At 36.8% G+C, this 16962-nt stretch carries 15 protein-coding genes; all 15 read left to right on the top strand.

Annotated features, from left to right (window positions below; translation table 11 throughout):
- The first annotated feature begins 45 nt into the window (after positions 1 to 45).
- The 15 genes from gltX to tgt all read left to right on the top strand — a co-directional run bounded on the left by gltX (position 46) and on the right by tgt (position 16804).
- Entirely contained in the window at positions 46 to 1500 is a 1455-nt protein-coding gene (gltX, locus tag H7U04_RS08495) for a glutamate--tRNA ligase (protein WP_073950622.1), read from the top strand.
- Between the two features lie 452 nt (positions 1501 to 1952).
- Entirely contained in the window at positions 1953 to 3260 is a 1308-nt protein-coding gene (locus tag H7U04_RS08500; RefSeq protein ID WP_037600068.1) for a GHKL domain-containing protein, read from the top strand.
- A gap of 55 nt (positions 3261 to 3315) precedes the next feature.
- Positions 3316 to 4206, top strand: coding sequence for a hypothetical protein (locus tag H7U04_RS08505; RefSeq protein WP_002891966.1), 891 nt, complete (start codon positions 3316 to 3318; stop codon positions 4204 to 4206).
- A gap of 21 nt (positions 4207 to 4227) precedes the next feature.
- Positions 4228 to 5508, top strand: coding sequence for a hypothetical protein (locus H7U04_RS08510; RefSeq protein ID WP_110980825.1), 1281 nt, complete (start codon positions 4228 to 4230; stop codon positions 5506 to 5508).
- Between the two features lie 21 nt (positions 5509 to 5529).
- On the top strand, positions 5530 to 6846 hold the full coding sequence (locus H7U04_RS08515; RefSeq protein ID WP_073690047.1) for a GHKL domain-containing protein: 1317 nt from the start codon (positions 5530 to 5532) through the stop codon (positions 6844 to 6846).
- A gap of 1 nt (position 6847) precedes the next feature.
- Positions 6848 to 7591, top strand: a complete 744-nt coding sequence (locus tag H7U04_RS08520) for a response regulator transcription factor (RefSeq protein ID WP_073690048.1) — start codon at positions 6848 to 6850, stop codon at positions 7589 to 7591.
- A 942-nt stretch (positions 7592 to 8533) separates the two neighbouring features.
- On the top strand, positions 8534 to 9733 hold the full coding sequence (locus H7U04_RS08525; protein WP_037598503.1) for an argininosuccinate synthase: 1200 nt from the start codon (positions 8534 to 8536) through the stop codon (positions 9731 to 9733).
- 326 nt (positions 9734 to 10059) lie between these two features.
- Positions 10060 to 11445 (top strand): argininosuccinate lyase, encoded by a 1386-nt coding sequence (gene argH / locus H7U04_RS08530; RefSeq protein WP_037600057.1) that lies wholly within the window; start codon positions 10060 to 10062, stop codon positions 11443 to 11445.
- Positions 11446 to 11529: 84 nt separating this feature from the next.
- Positions 11530 to 11865: a ribonuclease P protein component gene (rnpA, locus tag H7U04_RS08535; protein ID WP_002891957.1), complete on the top strand. Its 336-nt coding sequence runs from the start codon at positions 11530 to 11532 to the stop codon at positions 11863 to 11865.
- Positions 11866 to 11979: 114 nt separating this feature from the next.
- A complete protein-coding gene (locus H7U04_RS08540) occupies positions 11980 to 12786 on the top strand; it encodes a membrane protein insertase YidC (RefSeq protein ID WP_064523431.1) in 807 nt (268 codons plus the stop codon).
- A gap of 11 nt (positions 12787 to 12797) precedes the next feature.
- Complete coding sequence (jag, locus tag H7U04_RS08545) at positions 12798 to 13841, top strand: RNA-binding cell elongation regulator Jag/EloR (RefSeq protein ID WP_110980826.1); 1044 nt, start codon at positions 12798 to 12800, stop codon at positions 13839 to 13841.
- A 129-nt stretch (positions 13842 to 13970) separates the two neighbouring features.
- Positions 13971 to 14567 (top strand): TetR/AcrR family transcriptional regulator, encoded by a 597-nt coding sequence (locus H7U04_RS08550; RefSeq protein ID WP_073690050.1) that lies wholly within the window; start codon positions 13971 to 13973, stop codon positions 14565 to 14567.
- Complete coding sequence (locus H7U04_RS08555) at positions 14564 to 15127, top strand: NAD(P)H-dependent oxidoreductase (protein WP_073690051.1); 564 nt, start codon at positions 14564 to 14566, stop codon at positions 15125 to 15127. Before H7U04_RS08550 ends, H7U04_RS08555 begins: the two co-directional genes overlap by 4 nt.
- A 195-nt stretch (positions 15128 to 15322) precedes the next feature.
- Entirely contained in the window at positions 15323 to 15457 is a 135-nt protein-coding gene (rpmH, locus tag H7U04_RS08560; RefSeq protein ID WP_002885866.1) for a 50S ribosomal protein L34, read from the top strand.
- A 204-nt stretch (positions 15458 to 15661) separates the two neighbouring features.
- The gene (gene tgt / locus H7U04_RS08565; RefSeq protein WP_037600045.1) at positions 15662 to 16804 is read left to right on the top strand and encodes a tRNA guanosine(34) transglycosylase Tgt; all 1143 of its coding nucleotides are present in this window, start codon (positions 15662 to 15664) and stop codon (positions 16802 to 16804) included.
- Positions 16805 to 16962 lie beyond the last annotated feature (158 nt).

Consider the following 16962-nt stretch of genomic DNA (forward strand, 5'->3'; position numbering starts at 1 on the left):
AGGTATCCAAAGACTGAAGAATGAAACATAAAAAGGAGATTTATCTTGGCTAAAGATATCCGCGTTCGTTACGCACCAAGTCCAACAGGGCTTCTACACATTGGTAATGCTCGTACAGCATTGTTTAACTACCTTTATGCACGTCATCATGGTGGTACATTCATTATCCGTATTGAAGATACTGACCGTAAACGTCACGTTGAAGATGGTGAGCGTTCACAGCTTGATAACTTGCGTTGGTTGGGAATTGACTGGGATGAAAGTCCTGAAACACACGAAAACTATCGTCAATCAGAGCGTTTGCCACTTTACCAAAAATATATTGATCAACTTTTGGCAGAAGGTAAAGCCTATAAGTCATATGTAACTGAAGAAGAGTTGGCTGCGGAGCGCGAACGTCAAGAAGCGGCAGGTGAAACTCCTCGTTACATTAACGAGTTCCTTGGTATGACTGAAGAAGAAAAAGCTGCCTATATCGCAGAACGTGAAGCGGCAGGTGTTGTACCTACAGTTCGTTTGGCAGTTAATGAGTCAGGAATTTATAAATGGCATGATATCGTTAAGGGAGATATCGAATTTGAAGGTGGTAATATCGGTGGTGATTGGGTTATCCAGAAGAAAGATGGTTACCCAACTTACAACTTTGCGGTAGTTGTTGATGACCACGATATGCAAATCTCACACGTTATCCGTGGAGATGACCATATTGCCAATACACCAAAACAACTCATGGTTTATGAAGCTCTTGGCTGGGAAGCACCTGAGTTTGGACACATGACCCTTATCATCAATTCTGAAACTGGTAAGAAGTTGTCTAAACGTGATACTAACACCCTTCAGTTTATCGAAGACTATCGTAAAAAAGGTTACCTTCCAGAAGCAGTCTTTAACTTCATTGCTCTTCTTGGTTGGAATCCTGGCGGTGAAGACGAAATCTTTTCTCGTGAAGAACTCATTAAACTTTTTGATGAAAACCGTCTAAGCAAGTCACCGGCGGCCTTTGATCAGAAGAAATTGGATTGGATGAGTAACGACTACATTAAGAATGCAGATTTCGATAAAGTCTTTGCTCTTTGCAAACCTTTCTTGGAAGAAGCTGGTCGTTTAACAGATAAAGCTGAAAAATTAGTGGAGCTCTACAAACCACAAATGACAGCTGCGGAAGAAATTGTCCCTCTTACAGATCTCTTCTTTGAAGATTTTCCAGAATTGACAGAGGCTGAAAAAGAAGTTATGGCTGGTGAAACAGTACCAACAGTACTTGAGGCTTTTAAAGCCAAACTCGAAGCTATGTCTGATGATGAGTTTGTTGTTGAAAACATTTTCCCTCAGATTAAGGCTGTTCAAAAAGAAACAGGAATCAAAGGGAAAAACCTTTTCATGCCAATCCGTATTGCTGTTTCAGGAGAAATGCACGGTCCAGAATTGCCAGACACTATTTTCTTGCTCGGTCGTGAAAAATCAATCAAACATATTGATCAAGTTCTTGCAACGCTATAAAAACAAACCCAACAATTGTTGGGTTTTCGAATGCACATAAGTGATGTGTCAATGATTATATGATTATTGATAAGACTGCATTTGTAATATAATGATGATATTTCGTAATCATATCATCATTTTCAAAACTTTAAATTAGTTTTATAATAGATTGGTAATAAAAATTAGGGAGGAGTGAGCATTATGAGAAGATTTGGTTGGTATTTCTACTACGTTATTGGCATGTACCCATAAAAAGAGGTAATGAGTCAGTTAAAGAGCTTAGTTTTTCTAAGCTCTTTTTTATGTTTATGAAGAGTAAGGGATATGTGGGGTCGTCTGATGTTAGATTGTTCTGAATCAGGAAAAAATAGCTTTATATTTTTAGCTTTTTCTAATAGGAGTGACGCTAAATTATATATTTATGTTACAATAAAGTAGGTTGATTTTGAAAGGAAGGGGGGAGTCTAGAGATGATCGTTTTATTTACGGTTCTACGTCTATTGGCTATTTTAATTGTTAGTCACGATATGTCAGGTTTGCTCAAAACTTGGAAGAGTAAATGCTGGTTTATCGCAGGGAGTCTCTTGCTCTCTCTATTTGTTGGAGGCATTACAGGGTCGCTCTTAGCACTTTTGTTCTGCTATCTTTTCTTAAATAAAATATCAAGTAGTGAAAAGAATTCTTTTCTTTTCACCTTTTTGCCGTGGGTTTTTGTTGAAGTCACCTCGAAACTGCTTCAACTTTACTTTTTCCCATGGATTTTTCAAATTAATTATTTACAGGTCAAGGACACCCCAGTACTTATTGCTTTGTCTTATCTCTTGATTTACCCAATTTTTCATCTGATTGTCAAAGTATTCTTTATTGACTTTGGTGCTCTCAATGTTATGGGAAATAACCATACTTACCAAGTTAGGCAACGCTTATTGGTTGGGGTTACTCTGGCTTATATTGTTTTATCTTTAATTATTTTCTATGCCAGTAACATCTTTCCTTACACAGGCCTCTTTATTTATTTAGCAGGCAGTATTACGATTGTTTACTCCATTCTCTTTATTTTGCTCTTTGCTCAGCTTAATATCTATTCTAAGAGAAGAGTGAAAAACCAGTTGGCCGAAGAAATGGCTAGACATGAGGAAAGTTTAGAGGAATATAGCCACCGTTTAGAAAATCTCTATAATGATATTTCTCAGGTGAAGAAGGATTATCTTGAAGGACTTAAGACAATGGAGGTTAGTATCCAACGTCGAGACTTACCTGCTTTGAAACAAGAGTATGCAGAGCTTTTAGAGAAATCTGGAAATAGCTTAACTTTGTCAAATTATGAATTGTCACGTTTGATTAACTTAGAAATCACGTCTCTCAAGAGTCTCTTTTCTGCTAAAGTGCTTGAGGCAGAGAACTTAGGAATTAAGGTCAATTTGGAGTTACCAGATGTTATATCGTCAACTCAGATAGAGGCCTTAGATTTGGTTGTGATTTCTTCTGTCTTCTTAAACAATGCTATTGAGTCGGCAGTGGATTCTGAAAATCCTACTTTAACCATATCCTTCTTTAAAAATCAAGGTTATCTTATCTTGGTTATTGATAATACAACCAGAGAAGAACGTATTCCTGTGTCAAGGATTTTTGATGAAGGGGTTTCTAGCAAAGGTGAAGGCCGAGGACTTGGTTTGTCTAAGGTCGCAGATATACTTAATCGCTATCCAAAAGTAAATCTTGAGACTCGTAGTTGTGACCATCATTTTACCCAGGTCCTCTCTTTTCAGGATAATTGATAAATCAAAGATAATATTTGTGGAGGATAAGGGAAAATAGAAAGGGGAAAAGCATATGCAACTTGCGATTGATGGCCTTATTGCTTTGGTTGTTGTCGTTTCACATCTTGTGATTTTAGCTAGAATGGCTTATCTAGATGTTTTTACTTACCGTTATATTCCTTATGTAATCGTAGTAACTGCCGTTAAGTGGTTAGCCAAGGTTCTATGGCAAATTGATATTCCAGATGCAATCTATCTCCTAGTCTTTATTTTTCTTGAAAAACCTCAGGCTTTACGAGAAGAAAAGTATTTTTATGCTTTCTTTGCCCCTGTCTTTTGGACCCTGATTACAAGTTTCTTTAGTTTTTATCTTTTCCGAGTTTTCTTTAATAAGCCGGTTGAGTTGGTTCCAAACCATTTAGGAATCTTGGCTGTAGATAGTGTTGTCCTTCCTTTCTTTCTAGGCTTGCAAAAAATGTTTGGTTTAGATAGCTTTTTTAAGGAACCATATCAGGACTTGCAGGATAAATATAAGAGCATGCTTTTGCAAGTTGATCATATTTTAATTATCAGTTATCTGCTTATCCTCTTTAAACAGGAGATATTCTCCTTGCTCCTGAGTCAGACCTACCTCCCGGGTTACCCTCAAATTTATATTTGGGTTGGTTTTCTTATACACATGTATATTCTTGTTCGTTTTGTTTCCTACGGTAAAGATGTTCGTGATAGTAAAATTCTTAGAGAACAAGAGGAGCATTTGAGGAGTCTGGAAGCTTATAATGAAAAAATCGAAACTGCCTATAAGAGTGTACGCTCATTTAAACATGATTATGAAAACATACTCATTAGTATGCAGACAAGTATTGATAGTGGGGATTTTGACCTTATTGAACAAACCTATCAGGATATTTTGAAAAAGGCAGGTCAAGAACTCATTGAAGAAGATGACGAAAATGTCTCTTGAGTATAAACAGGAAATATTATCATGAACTTACAACTTTGGACCATAGTATCCCTTGAAAATAGTATTATTCAAATTATTAGTTTTCATATTACCTGGTTTATTTATAAAAAACTAACAAGGAGCACACTAGCTTACTGGAAAGTATTTTGTTTAAGTCTCTTAGGTATAGTGGTATCACTTGGTAAAGGTGATGGCTTCTATTATCAAGTTGTTATCTTTTTAGCTTTGGCCTTAAAGGAACGTCGGGAACATCGTTTGACGCTCTGGGCAAGCCTCTTTTTTGGAGCTTTCTCGGTTATTTTTACAGATTTATTTGCGACTTTTACCCCATTTTATGTATTCAATAATCTGTTTACAAATATGACTTTGAGTGAGATTCAAGAAAACTTCTTCCTCAAATTGTTATCGTTTGTACTGATTTACCCATTCTTTCTCTATGTCAATTATCTTTCAAGTTCAGATGTTGATAAGGTCAAGGAATTGATTTATTCACGTGGTCGCGAACGTCTGTTGATAGCCGTTGATCTGACTTTTGCACTCTACATTATTTGTAGTACTCTTTTGGTATCAACAGGTAGTGATGTGGGAGGGCCGGTTTTTATTGCGATGGCAGTTTATCTCCTAATGGTAACAACCTTGAACCGCTATTCTCATAAATTTGTCAGAGAACGTAGTAAGGAAGCTGTGGGGACCTATGTCTATAACTTGGAAGTCTATAATAAACATATTGAGGATCTTTTTACAAAAGTAAAGCCTATTGAAAAAGATTTTGAGAGTCTTTTGGTAGCTCTTGAGACTCCATTGGCTAAAAATCAATTATCAGAGGTTTTATCTGTTTATCATGAGCATTTGAATCATCTTAAACTTGATAATTTGGACTTAAATGATAAGTTGGCTCCTCTGTTCGAGATTCCTTATCCGGTATTAAGAAGTTGGATTGTAAACCAAATCATTCCTTTGGAACAAAAGGGCATCACCGTTAGGTTGGATGTCAACGTTGATGCTTATCCTAACAATTTAAATATTGCAGTTCTTATTAGAGTTTTAGAACGTTGCGTGAACTTAGCTGAAAAACTTTGGGCCAAGGAGCCGGAGACAGATATTGGTTTCCTTATTCAACAGAATGAGGATGGCAATCTCAGCTTTATTCTTGAAAATACTAACCAGGAAGCTGATCCGAAGCTCGACGATAGTCTGACTATTAGTCGTGATTTTGCTCAGTTTTGCTGGTCAAACGGTATCGGTTTAACAAATAAAAAAGAATTATTTAAAACCTATCAAATTGTCACGGTAGGACTATAATCGTAGAAAGGGGGGATAACTATGCTGGGTAACATCTTATTTCAAATTTTGATGTTTGTCATCATTTGGGATATCTACTTACGTATTGGTGGGCAAAACACTAATCTTAAAAATCGTATGCTTTATTTGTTATTTGATGTTGCTCTATGCATTTGGGGACAACTTATTGGACGTTACATAGGCATAGTACCTCCCTTAGTAGCCATTGTAACATTGACGTTTAGTTACCAACTGAATAAAAGTGTCACTTCTGTAGAGCGCTTTTTTCTAGGTTTTTACCCGGTGGTACTAGTCGATTTGGCAAGACGTTTTTTGGCTACCTTCTTCTTCCCGCCGATACTTGGCATAACTGCTGCTACTTTAAACAACAATATTTGGTGGTCTATGGTACCACTTTCCTTTGTCATGTTGACGGTCAGAATAGTAGATTTTATTTTACGTCTAGATTTTACAGATATCTTGAAAGTTGCTGCCCAACAAGAAAAAAAGAACCGTCTGGGTTTGGTCAACATGCTTCTTTTGCTTTATTATTTAGTTATCTTTTTGGTGTCGACATTTGATACTTATTTTCCAGAGTTACATCTTGAGAGTAGGTTTCGTGTACCATTGGTAATGGGATATCTCTACTTACTCCTCTTTGTATTAGGAGCTGTGAACCAGTTTGCTAAGGAAAAAATAGAGCAGGATTTGGCGATGAAGCAAGCCAACTATCTTGATGATTTGAAGCGCGAGAATACTAGGGTGGAAGGTTTGTATAGAGACTTGATGCATGTTCGCTCTAACTATAATTTTCTGCTTAATAATTTGAGAGATATCGAAAGAACAGGAGATATTCGTTCTTACAAAAAAGATTTAGTTGATCTTTATGTCAATCGAGATCAGCACAGCTTTTCGACTCAGGTCACAGATTTGGATAATATCCAAAACCCAAGTATTCATAGTCTACTTTCATCAAAATATCATGAAGCTCAGATGTATCGACTCAATATTCATGCAGAGATTCCAGATCCAGTGACCCATAGCTATCTAACTGATTTAGATTTAGCTGTAGTTTTGGGTCACCTCATGGATAATGCTATTGATGGTGCTCGTAAAGCCAGTGAGGGTTTCATTAGTCTGGCCTATTTTGATGAAGAAGATTGCCAGAGTTTTATTATTGAAAGTACAATTGCAGATGAGCAAGTTCCACTTTCAATGATGGGTACCCAGACTCCTCATCCTGAGGGTGGTATAGGTGTTAATGCTGTTCAAGATATCTTGGAACGTTATCCGAATACGTCCTTCTCTGTTCGTAGTCAGAATCATAAAATGATGCAAATACTAGAAATGAGGCCCTAATATGAATATTTACATTTTAGAAGATGACTTAATGCAGCAAACACGTATTAGTGACATCATCAGAGAATTGGTTTCAGAGGGCACGTTTTCCGTACGAAAACTTGAAGTTTTTTCTAAACCCCACAAACTATTGTCCAGTATCAACGAGAAGGGTAACCATCAGGTTTTCCTTTTGGATATTGATATTGATGGTGAGCGAAAGAAGGGGCTAGAGGTAGCCTCAGAAATTCGCCAACAAGATGCTAATGCGGTTATTATTTTTGTGACAACTCACTCAGAGTTTGCACCTATTAGTTTTAAATACAAGGTTTCTGCGTTAGATTTTATTGATAAGACAGTCTCTAATGCAGAGTTCAAACAACAACTAAAACAAACATTGACTTTTGTAAATCAAAAAGTTGGAGATGTGGATGATGATGAGATATTTGTGTTTGAAACAGCACAGTCTCGAATTCAAGTCCCTATGAGAGATATTTATTATTTTGCGACTGCTGTGACACCTCATAAGGTGATGCTGATTACCAAAACAGAGCGTTTGGAGTTTTATGCCAATCTTGGAGATATTACTTCGGTGAATAAAAAACTCTTTTCTTGTCATCGTTCGTTTTTAGTTAATTTGGATAATATTTCTCGTATTGATAAGAGTCAGTTGATGATTTACTTTGAGAATGGCGATTCTTGTCCAGTTTCACGTTTGAAAATGAAGGCCTTGCTTAAAAAATGGTCAGAGGTAAAAGAACATTAGTCATCGACTAATGTTCTTTTTAGTCTAAAAAAGCATGTGTTTATTTTATAGGTGATTGATTATCTTATAGGTGAGCAAATTCTGTAAAAACACAAAATAGATGTCCTTTAGTGATGGAATTTAGAGATTTATAAAAAAATAACTAAAAAAAAATGCAGTTCAGGATGAAAAAACGACATTCTATGAAATCGTGTAGACAATTAAATTGAAAAAAGTTATTATATAATCAAGATATGTGATTCGGAAATGAGACATCGTCAATCTTATTGAAATCTACATACACTTTATGAAAATAAATAATGTACTTTTATATAACTTTTTCCTAATCCCCATTTTTTATTGGCCGCTCGTCCAATTACATATCTTTTTTATAGAAATTAATAGGCTTGAGAAATCAAGCCTTTTTTGTTTTTAAGGGGATTAGTGCAGATTAGGATAAAAAATACATTCTGTGAGTGAAATTCGACATTTTAGGAAATGAAGATATACATTTTGGGATTGCATGCTATAATGTAATCAAGGTTAGAGAGCAAGAAGAATGTATGGTTTAAGTTAGTCCCTTAAACATAATAATTTCCCTCATTCATTCTATCTAAAATTGCTGTTGTGTTCTCTACCGATGATGCTGTTGTTCAAAAGGTCTGTACTTTGTACAGGCCTTTTGGCATTTTAGAAGATAAATAGTTAAAGATGCTTTTGAATCTATTTGTATCGTTTCAAGAGTGTTTTTTTATTTTCCACCATTCTTTGCATAAAATTGAATAAAAATTAAGGATTACGCACTTTTTGGGTCGAAATAATAAATAAAAACAAATAAAAGCGAAATAAATATAAAAAAATAACAAAAAACTGTTGACAAGTGAATAAATATGCAATATAATAAATCTCGTAAGGTTGATAGAGATAGCAACCGCAAGAAAATATAAGAAAAGAGAAAATATTATGTCAAAAGAGAAAGTTATTCTTGCCTATTCGGGAGGTCTTGATACCTCAGTCGCTATTACATGGCTTAAAAAAGATTACGATGTTATCGCTGTTTGTATGGATGTCGGTGAGGGTAAAGATCTTGAGTTCATCCATGACAAAGCTTTGACAGTTGGAGCTATCGAGTCATACGTGCTTGATGTCAAAGACGAGTTTGCTGAAGACTATGTACTTCCAGCACTTCAGGCTCACGCTTACTATGAACAAAAATATCCTTTGGTTTCAGCGCTTAGCCGTCCAATCATTGCTAAAAAATTAGTTGAGATTGCTCATGAAACAGGAGCAACAACTATCGCTCACGGTTGTACTGGTAAAGGTAATGACCAAGTTCGTTTCGAAGTTGCCATTGCTGCCCTAGATCCAAGTCTTAAAGTAGTAGCGCCAGTGCGTGAATGGAAATGGTCTCGTGAGGAAGAAATTGAGTATGCTAAGGCTAATGGTGTTCCAGTTCCAGCAGACCTTGATAATCCTTACTCAGTCGATCAAAACCTTTGGGGACGTGCTAACGAGTGTGGTGTTCTTGAAAATCCTTGGAATCAAGCTCCAGAAGAAGCTTTTGGAATTACCAATTCACCAGAGTCTGCACCAGATGAAGCTGAATATGTCGATGTAACCTTTAAAGAAGGGAAACCAGTTGCCCTTAACGGTAAAGAAATGAAATTGGCTGACCTTATCCAAGAAATGAATGTTATTGCTGGCAAGCATGGTGTTGGACGTATCGACCACGTTGAGAATCGTCTTGTGGGTATCAAGTCACGTGAAATTTATGAATGCCCAGGAGCTATTGCGCTTTTGACAGCTCATAAAGAAATTGAGGACCTAACTTTGGTACGTGAAGTTTCTCATTTCAAACCAATTCTTGAAAATGAATTGTCAAACCTTATCTACAATGCTTTGTGGTTTAGCCCGGCAACACAAGCTATCATTGCTTATATTAAGGAAACACAAAAAGTTGTTAATGGTATCGCTAAAGTCAAACTTTATAAAGGGCATGCTCAGGTTGTAGCACGTCAATCAGCTAATTCATTGTATGATGAAAACTTGGCTACTTACACATCAGCGGACAGCTTTGATCAGGATGCTGCGATTGGATTTATCAAGCTTTGGGGGCTTCCAACACAGGTAAATTCTCAAGTTAACCATCCGTTTGACAATTAATGACAGATTTCATAAGAAAAGCAGGATATGAGAAGGAAAATTCTTAATATCAGATAAAAGTGGACAGGGAGCCACATCTGATACTCTTTTCTTATAACTTATATTATTATCGTTAAGGCGTTCTGAGAAGCGTCACGAGCCTAAATAAACTACGACTGAGATCGGGATTTAGGAAAACAAGTGTCCAGAGAGACAAATTAAGCTAGACAAATACTATCTAGCTTTTTTCATTTAAGTTATTGTGACCCAAGAGGTCGTTACTTGTTATAAGTATTAAGAAAGGATGGAAGATTATCTCAGTGTAGGGAAATCTTCAAAATAAAACTATGGCAGAAAATCATAAACTATGGGGCGGTCGGTTCGAAGCTAGTCTTGAAAAATGGGTAGAAGAATTTGGTGCTTCAATCTCCTTTGACCAAAAGATGGCAGAGTTTGACCTTAAAGGGTCTATTGCCCATGTCACTATGCTTGGTGAGACAGGAATTATTACCAAAGAGGAAGCTTTACAAATTAAACAGGGATTGGAAGAGCTGCTTGAGGAATATAAGGCTGGTAAACTAGAATTCGATGTTTCCAATGAAGATATTCATATGAATATGGAGAGCCTTTTAACAGCTAAAATTGGACCAGTAGCGGGAAAACTTCATACAGCACGTTCACGTAACGACCAAGTGGCAACGGATATGCACTTGTATCTGAAAGCTAAATTAGTGGAAGTTATTGAGAAGCTTGATAATTTACGTGGTACTTTAGTCAACCTAGCAGACAAACATACCTACACAATTATGCCAGGCTACACCCACTTGCAGCATGCACAACCGATTTCTTTTGGTCACCACTTGATGGCTTATTACAACATGTTTACACGTGATGCCGAACGTTTTGAATTTAATATCAAGCATACGGATATTTCTCCACTTGGAGCTGCTGCACTGGCAGGAACAACTTTCCCAATTGATCGTAATATGACATCTGACTTAATGGGCTTCGCAAATCCATATAGCAATTCCTTGGATGCTGTTTCTGATCGTGACTTTATTCTCGAATTCTTGTCAAACTCAAGTATTCTAATGATGCATATGACACGTATTTGTGAAGAAATCATTAACTGGTGTTCTAACGAGTTTAAGTTTGTGACTCTATCAGATACTTTTTCAACAGGCTCTTCCATTATGCCTCAAAAGAAAAACCCAGATATGGCAGAACTAATTCGTGGAAAATCAGGTCGTGTCTATGGCAATCTGATTGGATTATTGACTGTGATGAAGTCATTACCTTTAGCCTACAATAAAGATCTCCAAGAAGATAAAGAAGGTATGTTTGATACGGTAGAAACGATTACTGTTGCTATTGATATTCTCGCAGGTATGCTCAATACAATGACTGTTAACGACAAGCATATGGCAGAATCAACAGAGAAAGATTTTTCAAATGCTACAGAGTTGGCTGATTATCTTGCGTCTAAAGGACTTCCATTCCGTGAAGCACATGAGATTGTTGGAAAACTTGTCCTTGAGTGTACCAAAGCTGGTTATTATCTTCAGGATGTTCCTCTCGAACGTTATCAAGAAGTTTCGGATTTAATTGAAGAGGACATCTATGAGACGCTTAAATCTCATACAGCTGTTGAACGTCGTCATTCCCTTGGTGGAACTGGTTTTGACCAGGTTAAATGGCAAATCAAAGAAGCTCAAAAAGCTCTAAAAAAATAAGTCTCTAAGGCCCTAACCATAAGGTTTTGGGCTTTTTTGCTATTTATGATATAATAGTACTAATTTTGAGTTTGGAGTCGTATTTTGAAAAAATCTTATCGCGTTAAGAAAGAGAAAGACTTTAAAGCATTATTTGATGCGGGACACAGTGTTGCTAATCGAAAATTTGTTGTCTACTGTCTGGATCGTGATCTACCTCATTTTAGAGTAGGTTTGTCGGTCAGTAAGCGTCTTGGTAATGCGGTTACTCGGAATCGGGTAAAACGTCGTCTACGACATGCACTGATGGACATGTCATCTCAGTTAGAACATCAAGATTTTGTCGTTATTGCTCGTAAAGGTGTCGAAGACTTAAGTTATCAAGACATTTATAGCAATCTCGTTCATGTCTTAAAAATAGCAAAGTTATATAAGGACTAGAAAATTATTTTGCTTCTTTACATTGTAGGATAAACTAAGATCATTCCTGATTTTTGAGATAGTCTTAATGAATGGAAGCAAGCAGTTCTTTATCGTATTAAAAAGGAGTTTTTAGTGAAGAAAAAACTTAATTTATCTGTTTTAGGTGCAGGAGTTCTCTTACTTTTGTCCGCATGTGGACGAAGTGATGTTACAAGTCATTCTACAGGCCTTTGGGAACGTCTCATTTTAATGTTTGGGAAGGCTATTCAAGGGCTCTCATTCGGAGGTTCCATTGGATTAGGGATTATCATTTTCACGATCTTAATTCGTGCGGTAATGATTCCTCTTTATAATCGCCAAATTAAGTCAAGCCGTGAACTACAAGAGTTGCAGCCAGAGTTACGTCGCTTGCAGAGTGAGTATCCTGGACGCGAGAATCGTGAAGCTCTTGCTTATGCACAACAAGATCTTTATAAAGAGCATGGTGTAAATCCTTACGCAAGCTTTGTTCCTCTCTTGATTCAATTTCCTATTTTGATGGCTCTTTATGGAGCACTCACGCGAGTGCCAGAATTGCGAGAAGGAACATTCCTCTGGGTTGACCTAGGTCAGAAAGACCCTTACTTTATTCTTCCGATTTTGGCGGCTGCTTTCACCTTCCTTTCAACTTGGTTGACCAATAAGGCAGCTAAAGATCGTAGTGCAATGCTTCTTGTTATGAATATCATGCTTCCAATCTTTATTTTCTGGTTTGGAACTCAGATTTCTTCAGGGGTAGCACTTTATTGGGCGGTTTCAAACGCCTTCCAAGTTATTCAGATTTTGGTTTTTAATAATCCGTTTAAAATCATCGAAGAGCGTAATCGTTTGGAAGCGGAAGAAAAAGAACGTAAAGCTAAGATTCGTCGTGCCAAGAAAAAGGCGCATAAACGTAAATAAGGAGGCTTATTATGGTTGTCTATTCTGGACGAACAGTCGAACAAGCTATTGAAAAAGGTTTGAAAGATCTTAATTTACCCCGTATGAAGGCTCATATTAAGGTTATTTCTCGTGAGAAAAAAGGTTTTTTAGGGTTCGGAAAGAAGCCAGCTCGAGTTAGCGTTGAACCAATAAATGAAAAGATAGCTCATGAAGCAGATCAAAACACCGTTAAAGTGGCTCCTGATGCTATAAAACAATTCGACGATTCTGTCGCAAGTCCAAAAGACGAAACGATTGCTTTCAATAAAGTGACAAAACTCGTTACGGTTTCAGATAATAAGGAAATTACACAAGAAAACTTAAAGCAACCAGTGTCTACAGAGCACCTTGGTGAAGAGCTGCTAGATAATAAACAGGAGCAACCAAAGGCAACAATTATTCCTCTATCTGTTAAACGTGAGTCATCAGAAGAGGATGCTACAGAATTTATGGCAAGTTCGCTTGAACCTCAACTAGAATCAATCGCTAAAGTTCAGACTTTGGAAACTCCAGAAGGAGATTTCAGTGATTTTGTGGCATCTGAGTTTAGTTCGGATGATTCTTCTGAAAATAATTTAGAAGATATTCAAGCAGCTGCAGATGATGTTTTATCTTATCTCGAAAAAATTATCTATGAAATGGATGTTGATGCTAGCCTAGAGGTTAGTCACAATCGTCGCAATATTATCATTCAGATTGAAACAGACCAGCCTGGTCGTGTTATCGGTTATCATGGCAAGGTTCTCAAGTCTTTACAACTTTTAGCGCAAAATTATTTGCACGATTGTCATTCTAAACGCTTTAGTGTTGTTCTTAATGTTCGTGATTATTTGGAGCAGCGCACAGAGACTTTGATTGATTTAGCAGAAAAAACAGCAGCTAAAGTAAAAGAAACAGGCCGAGAGTATGTTATGGATCCAATGACGAATAGCGAACGAAAAATTATCCATAAGGCACTTTCTCAAATTGAAGGGGTTGAAAGTCACTCGGAAGGGGACGATCCTAATCGTTACGTTGTTGTGACAAAAGTATAATTAGAATAGCGTTATTGCTTACAGAAACTAGTCTTAATTGAAGGCTAGTTTTTTTGACAATCAAAAGTAGACGGTGTATACTTTAATAAAAAGTAATCGCTGTCTACTAATATGCAAATAGGAGTCAAAATGAAACGTAATACTGCTGAATTGAAGGAAAAGTTAATCACAACTGGAATTGAGGAGATAAGAATAAGAGGGATTGATCAACTATCTATCCGAACGGTGGCTCAAAGATGCGGGATCACCCATGGAGCACCCTATAAGCACTTTGAAAATAAGGGTGTATATCTTCAGGTAGTTTTAGAGCGTTTATCCGAGATCTTTTTGAAGTATCTGACACAAGGAATAGACTCTCCTCTTGATGTAAGGGATCACTTAGTATTAATGGGGTGTAATTTTGTGGAATTTGCTCAAAAAGAAACAAACAGTTTTGAGGCCTTATTTATTAAGTTTCCTTTCAATTATATGGAACTAACCCAGAACAGTATCTCTGTTAATGCCCATTTACCAGGATTTGAGCACTTTAAGAGTGTGGTTTTGAAGCTAAAAAGTGAAATGAACATTTCTGGTAGTGAGACAGAAATATTAGTTCATATCTGGAGTTTTATTACTGGATTAGCTGTTTTGGTAAGGAGTCCTATTGGTGATAATTTCAATAGTAACACTATTAAAGAGACTGTTAGTACTATGTTAGACATCTACGTTAAAGGAGCTAAACAATGAAAACTTTAATTATCTACGCACATCCAAACGACAAGGGGTACAATGCCTCTATACTAGAGACAGTCAAGGAGAATTTATCGTCTAAACATGAGTTAAAGGTTCTAGATTTGTATAAAGAGCGGTTCGATCCTGTTTTACGCTTTGATACAACGCATAGGAGAAGAGACTTAGCGCACGATGTAGCTATGAAAGACTATCGAGATTTAATAATTTGGGCAGATCAGTTGATTTTTATTTTTCCAATTTGGTGGAGTGGAATGCCGGCTATCTTGAAAGGATTTATTGAACGCGTCTTTGTTGCTGGTTTTGCCTATGAAAATACACCCCGTGGATTGGATGGTTATCTGACTGGGAAAGCTTGGATTATTACAACCCACAATACACCGAAAATTATTCTACCTTTAGTTCAAGATTATAGCAAAGTTCTAAAATTTCAAGTCCTAAAACCTTGTGGTATTAAATCAGTCAAAGTTACCCAGGTTTCACCTGTTGAGTATATGGGTGACCATAAGCGAAAAGAGGTGCTCAAGAAAATAGCTAAAATAGCAAGAACGTTATGAGCAAGCGATGATATAGGGATAGTAATGTGGTCTACAATTATCACCAGCCTAAGGGTTTCAAAGATATAATAAAATTAATATCTAAGTAATTCTTGACAAGATTAAGCTATTGCTATAAAATAGTATGGTATGTTTAGTAACTGATCAAAAATAGCCGGCTAAACGAATACGAAAATCTATCAGGAGGTATTCAACGTGAAACGTACTTATCAACCAAGTAAAATCCGTCGTCAACGTAAACACGGATTCCGTCACCGTATGTCAACTAAAAATGGACGTCGTGTTCTTGCAGCTCGTCGTCGTAAAGGACGTAAAGTTCTTTCAGCTTAAGACATTATTGAAAGCAACAGTGCTCGAGACTGTTGTTTTTTTGTTTGCTATGAATGTTAGTGTTGATGTTTGATGCTATTCATCGAGAGTTTGAAAATATAGAGCTGACAATTCTTGTAATTTTTGATAAACTAAAGCGGTTGTGTATAATGACCACTGACTAAAAAATACTTAGGACTGTTTTTCCTAATGTAAGGAGTATAAATGACTGATTTTCCTATTAAATATCGTCTTATAAAGAAAGAAAAACACACAGGAGCACGCCTGGGGGAAATTATCACGCCTCATGGGACCTTTCCAACGCCGATGTTTATGCCTGTAGGCACCCAAGCTACAGTAAAAACGCAATCTCCTGAAGAATTAAAACAGATGGGTTCAGGGATTATTTTGGCCAATACCTATCATTTATGGCTAAGACCTGGTGATGAGCTCGTTGCTAAAGCTGGAGGACTCCATAAATTCATGAATTGGGACCAAGCGATTCTTACAGATAGCGGTGGTTTCCAAGTTTATTCATTGGCAGAAAAACGCAATATTTCTGAAGAAGGTGTAACATTTAAAAATCACCTTAATGGAAGTAAGATGTTTTTATCTCCTGAAAAAGCGATCTCGATTCAGAACAATCTCGGTTCAGATATTATGATGAGCTTTGACGAATGTCCTCAATTTTACCAACCATACGATTATGTGAAAAATTCTATTGAACGGACAAGTCGTTGGGCAGAACGAGGGCTAAAAGCACACCGTCGCCCACATGATCAAGGCCTATTTGGAATTGTGCAGGGAGCAGGTTTTGAAGACCTTCGTAGACAATCTGCACAGGATTTGGTTTCTATGGATTTTCCAGGTTATTCAATTGGAGGTCTTGCGGTTGGAGAAACTCATGAAGAGATGAATGCGGTTCTAGACTTTACTGTACCTTTGCTTCCTGAGAATAAACCACGTTATCTTATGGGTGTAGGAGCACCAGATAGTTTAATTGATGGTGTTATCCGTGGCGTTGATATGTATGATTGTGTTCTTCCAACTCGAATTGCTCGAAACGGAACTTGTATGACGAGTCAAGGGCGTCTCGTGGTTAAAAATGCGGCGTATGCAGAAGATTTTAGCCCTATAGATCCTGAGTGTGATTGTTATACATGTAAGAATTACACACGTGCTTATGTGAGACATTTGTTGAAAGCAGATGAAACGTTTGGAATTCGCCTGACAAGTTACCATAATCTCTACTTCTTGGTAAATTTAATGGCCAAGGTACGACAAGCTATTATAGATGACAATTTACTTGAGTTTCGCCAAGATTTCATTGAAAAATATGGTTATAATGCAAGTAAAAGAAATTTTTAAATAATTTATTTAGCAGTACATGATTGTACTGCTTTATTTTTTTCAAAAACCCTATTGACAAGAACTAAATTGGGTGTTAGAATATAAAAGTTGTCTTAACAGACTTGCCACAAACTTGAAAAGGTTCCAAAACTTTAAAAAAGTTATTGACAAGATAA

The sequence above is a fragment of the Streptococcus sp. 22.1 genome, assembly GCF_016648645.1.
Lineage (GTDB): Bacteria > Bacillota > Bacilli > Lactobacillales > Streptococcaceae > Streptococcus.